Raw genomic sequence first — 311 nt, 5'->3', positions numbered from 1 at the left:
CCAGAGATCTCGTAAGGGTACTTCTCTTGCAATTGGTTGATGCCCAAATTTTCAGCTGTTACTACCAATTTTTTCATCATCTCTGTGATAGGTTTTCGTGATAATACTAGCGGAAGCAAGATATTGTCCTTAACAGACAGAGTATCTAGTAAGTTAAAGTCTTGGAAAACAAATCCCAACTTCTCACGACGAAAGCTGGAAGCTCGTGAGTTTTTAATAGTTGCTGTGTCTGTTCCGTTTAAGTAAACCTGACCACGAGTTGGTTTATCCAGCATAGCTAGGATGTTGAGCAGGGTTGATTTACCAGAACC

At 40.5% G+C, this 311-nt stretch carries 1 protein-coding gene; it reads right to left on the bottom strand.

Translation table 11 applies throughout. The features are described from left to right. A partial coding sequence (locus tag SORDD16_RS10235) for an ATP-binding cassette domain-containing protein (RefSeq protein WP_128973522.1) occupies positions 1 to 311 on the bottom strand: 311 nt, incomplete at both ends.

The sequence above is a fragment of the Streptococcus oralis genome, from assembly GCF_001578945.1.
Taxonomy (GTDB): domain Bacteria; phylum Bacillota; class Bacilli; order Lactobacillales; family Streptococcaceae; genus Streptococcus; species Streptococcus oralis_Q.
This window is presented reverse-complemented; position numbering and strand designations above follow the sequence as displayed.